Annotated in this window: 2 protein-coding genes and 1 other annotated feature; both genes read right to left on the bottom strand. The window is 27.7% G+C overall.

Annotated elements, in window-relative coordinates; all coding sequences use genetic code 11:
• Positions 1-689: 689 nt before the first annotated feature.
• Positions 690-2,018, bottom strand: coding sequence for a putrescine-ornithine antiporter (gene potE / locus HMPREF1092_RS13665; protein WP_002599250.1), 1,329 nt, complete (start codon positions 2,016-2,018; stop codon positions 690-692).
• 76 nt (positions 2,019-2,094) lie between these two features.
• Complete coding sequence (locus HMPREF1092_RS13660) at positions 2,095-4,374, bottom strand: Orn/Lys/Arg family decarboxylase (RefSeq protein WP_002599249.1); 2,280 nt, start codon at positions 4,372-4,374, stop codon at positions 2,095-2,097.
• A gap of 368 nt (positions 4,375-4,742) precedes the next feature.
• Positions 4,743-4,821: a sequence feature (5S ribosomal RNA rRNA prediction is too short), on the bottom strand.

Below are 4,821 nucleotides of genomic sequence, written 5' to 3'. Positions count from 1 at the left end.
TAATCTTTTAGCTCTTAAAACTTACTTATAAAAGAATTGCTGGTTTAAGTTTGCTTATATATTATTCTGTTCAATTTTCAAAGACCATTTTTTCTCATCGCTTTTTGCGACTTGTTTAGTTTATCAAACAAAGTTTTATTTGTCAATATATTTTTTAAATTAAATATATTTTTAAAACTTTAATGTCTCACTTTCAAAAGCTTGTTTGCTTCAAGCGACCTATTTATAATATCATCTATTTTTGAATATAATATTTATATTTACTTCATTTATTAAAATTATATCTATTCACAGTCAAAATTCTTCTATTTTCAACATTTTTAGTCTATTGACACGCAAGGATACGTTTTTAATAAACTCAAATAAATTTTAATTTATATAATAATCTATCTTATAATTTGGATAAAATTTTATTATTATATAAAAAAATAATATTTAATCATACATATATTTTTTCTTTATTAAATTTTTTAATATTTCTTCTTTTAAACTTTTTTCTTACAATACCTATTTTAAATTATAAAATCTAACCTTTATATCAAATAAACAATTTTCAGTCTCTACAAATATTAAAATTATCTTATTCAATTTATATAAAGCGTTTTTTAATATAAAATAGACGTATTACAATTTAAGTAATACGTCTAACTTATAAAAAATAATATTTTAATATCTATATTTTAATAATTCTATGCTGCTGTTACAGGTCCTTGATCATTATTGAATCTGTGTGCAAGGAATCCATAAATTGTCCATCCTGCCATAGCAACTATACCTCCGTATAGCATAGCTTGTGAACCTGCAGTATATAATGCATATAAAGTATATATACCTGCTAATACAGCTATAATATTATTAATTTTAATTTTCTTCTTGTTAGTTGCCTTTTCAATAACTTGCATATTTTGTAATGATGCCATTGATAACAAGTAAGGAACCATATTTGTTACTACGGCCAAGTTAACTATAACTTGGAATTGAGCATTTAAGTTTGGACTTATTGTCATAAGTGCTAATAAAGTTTGAATAATTCCTAATATAATCATTCCGATAATAGGAACATTTCTGCTTGTAACTTTTGTAAACACTTTTGGGAAGTATCCTTCAAATGCTGAACTCTTGAATACTTCTGCAACAGTGAATTGCCATGCCATTAATGATCCGAAACAAGCAATAACCATTAATCCCATGATAACTTTACCTACTGTTGGGTTAAACATTGTTGCGAATACTAATCCGAATGGAGCATTAGAAGTTGCTAATGCATGTGTTGGACAAATACCAGCCATTACTTCTGTTGAAATAATATAGAATATAGCTGCTATTATTGTACCACCTAAACATGCTATTGGAACATTTTTTTGTGGATTTTCAACAGAGTCCATATTAGCTGATGCTGATTCTAATCCTAAGAATGCCCATAAAGTTAATGCTATTGATGATTTAATTCCTGTTGCTAATGAAAGGTGATGTGGATTCCAAGCTCCTATCCATCTGCTTGGACTAAACCAGAACCATCCTATAACTGAAACTATTACTAAAGGAATAATTATTCCCCAAACAACAACTGATCCAATTTTCCCAGTAAAATTAGCACTACCAAAGTTAAGTACTGTACTTATCCATAAAACTACTATAATTGCTATTGTGTTCATTACTGGTGATAAATGAATACCTAAAAATTGAGTTCCATATGCAACAACTGATACGGCTATAGCAACGTTAGCTATTAATAATGATATACCGTATGAATAGTTTGCCATAAAGTTACCATTTTTACCAAATGTGTATTGAGCATATCCACCCATACCACCTTTGTTTCTACTAAGCATACCACATTGAGCAAATGTATATGCTAAAGCTAACGCTCCTAGTGCTGTAAGAATCCATGATAAAATTGAAACTGTACCAACTTGAGCTAAGTTAGATGGAAGCATAATAATACCTGATCCCATCATATTAACTGCAACTATAATAGTAAGTTGGAGAGCATTCATTTTTGTTTTACTTTTTCCCATTTTAACACCTACTTTTAGTTATTTAGTTATATTGTAGTTATCTCATTATATATAATGAGATAACTACTTTAATATTTTATTTTAAAACTAATGTTTTAAATTTTCTTTCTCCATTAATTTCTACAGCTTCTATTCCATGTATATCTCCATAATATCCTGGGAATACTCTTTCAAAAGCTTCTCTTGCTAATAGATATTTAACTATTGGTGTAGCATCTTTATCTATTTTTTCTCCACCCATTAACATTGGAATTCCTGGTGGATATGGAACTATCATTATAGCTGCTGTTCTACCAATAATCTCATCTATAGTAACTTTTTCAACTTCTTCTCTAAATACTTTTCTTGCTGCTTCTGCTGGTTTCATTTCTGGTTTTGGAATAATTTGATATGATGCTGCCATTAATTCTAATATTTTATGCTCTTTAATATAATTGTGCATTTCTTGACAATGATCTTTTAAACCAATTCCATCATATACGCCTGGATTTTCTTTAACTAAATCTGGGAATACTTCGCTTAATGGTGCGTTGTTATCATATAATTTCTTGAATTGGCTTAATCCAGAAATTAATGCACCTTGCTTACTCTTAGTAGTTCCTATAGAATTTAATACCAAGAATGAATAGTAATCAGTTTTTTCAGCAACAACCCCAAAGTTTATTAAATAATTTGATACTATTGCTGCTGGAATACCTTCTTCTTCTAAACTTCCATCTGTATTTATACCTGGCATTTTTATTGTTACTTTTAATGGATCTAGCATGATATAATCATCTTCTATATCATCAAATCCATGCCAGTTATCTTTTGAATTTAATATCCAAGTTTTTTGATCTTTAGCTAAGAATTCAGTTGGTGCTTCAGTAAGTTTAACCTTTTTACCTTCAAACATAGTAGTTTCTGGTTGCCATGCAGAGAAGAACCATCCATTTTCTTTCTTTTCAGTTTCATAAAGTCTATTGATATTCTTTCTTAAATCAATAGCATCTTTTATTGTTGCTTCAAGTAAATCTTCTCCATTGAAGTCCATCATATTAGTTGCAACATCAAGTGATGCAATCATATTGTATTGTGGAGAAGTTGAACCATACATCATATAAGCTTCATTAAATATTTCTGGATCTACTTTTACATCACTACCATTTTTAACATGTAACATAGATGCTTGTGAGAAAGCAGCTAATAATTTGTGTGTTGAATGTGAAGCAAATATTGGTGGATGTTTTTCATCATCTAAATCATTAGTCATTGCAAAAAAGTTATTATATAAAGGATGGAATTTTGCATAAGCATACCAAGCTTCATCAAAATGTAGATTCTTTATACTTTTATCTAAGTTTTCTTTAATTTTGCTTACATTATAGCAAAGACCATCATATGTTGAGTTAGTAAGGGTTAACATTTTTATGCTTTCATCTTTTTTACTTTCTGGAACTAAAGGATTTTCTTTTAAAGCACCCTTTATATATCCATTTGTAAACTCTTCTAATTTAACTGGTCCTATAATTCCTAATCCATTTCTTCTAGGAATTATGTATGTTGGAATTGCTTCTGTAATTACCATTGAATAGTTTAGAGATTTATGGCAGTTTCTGTCAACGAATGCTAATTCATCTTTTGTTACTCTACCTCTCCAAATTATTTGGTTTACTGAACTTGTACCATTTAAAACATAATATGTTTGGTCTGATCCAAATACTTTTGAAGCAAATTTTTCTGATTCTCCTATAGGTCCTTCATGATCAAGTAATGATCCTAATTCTGGAACTGAAACAGAAAGGTCAGTTCTAAATACATTTTCTCCTAAGAAATCATAAAAATATTTACCTGGAGGATTCTTTAAAAATGCACATCCCCCCATATGTCCTGGTGTATGCCATGCATATTTATATTCTTTAGCATATTTAATTAAATTATTTAAAAAAGGTGATTCAACAATACTCATATAATTTTTTGAGTGTTCTTCTATTCTACCAGCTAAGAAATCTACTGTATCTTCATATAAGAAGCAGAAATCATTTAATTTTTTAATTTCTACTAAATCTAATTTATTTAGATCATCTTTATTAGCTGTAAATGCGATAACAGGAAGTTTCTTGTTATGCTTTCTAATAAATGTAAGAGTTTTGTCTAATTCATCCTTATGTTCTGAAGAATATTCCATAAGTAGACAAGTTATATCTTGTTTATATAGAAAATCTTCTATGAAGTCATCTTTTGAATTAACAAAATTTACTTCTAAGTTATAAATGTTTTCTAGATGAGTTGCTATTTCATTTAATTTTTTTAACTTCTCACCTTCATCACATTTTCCAAAGTAAACTAATATTTTCCCATGTTTGGAATTATTCATTTTTTACCACCTACCTTCTTGAATTATAATATCACCTAATTATTAATTAAATTTATTATTATAGTTAATAAAATAAATTTTTTGAAATCTTTCACTATTTTTAAGTTTATATCATTTTTGATAATTTTTGTTTAAAGTTAAAAGCATCTTCAATTAATAAAATTTATTTTTTAATAAATAAATTTTATTAATTTAATATATAAAAATTAAAAATAGATTAATAAATAATTAATTTATATACCATATAGAGCTATATTTACACAATTTATTAACAAAATAAGCTATTAAATTGCATTTTTCATATTTATAAATAAAAAAAAGCCAGTAGATAAATCTACTGACTCTTCTTGAGTTCTCACTTGGCAACTTCCTACTCTCCCACACAGTCTCCCATGCAGTACCATCGGCGTTATAGAGCTTAACTTTCCTGTTCGGAATGGGAAGGAG

Source organism: Clostridium thermobutyricum, from assembly GCF_000371465.1.
Taxonomy (GTDB): domain Bacteria; phylum Bacillota; class Clostridia; order Clostridiales; family Clostridiaceae; genus Clostridium; species Clostridium thermobutyricum.
This window is presented reverse-complemented; position numbering and strand designations above follow the sequence as displayed.

What these genes read in the sequence shown, in the direction of transcription:
- potE (WP_002599250.1), bottom strand. Translation starts at nt 2,018, where the DNA reads ATGGGAAAAAGTAAAACAAAAATGAATGCTCTCCAACTTACTATTATA.
- HMPREF1092_RS13660 (WP_002599249.1), bottom strand. Translation starts at nt 4,374, where the DNA reads ATGAATAATTCCAAACATGGGAAAATATTAGTTTACTTTGGAAAATGT.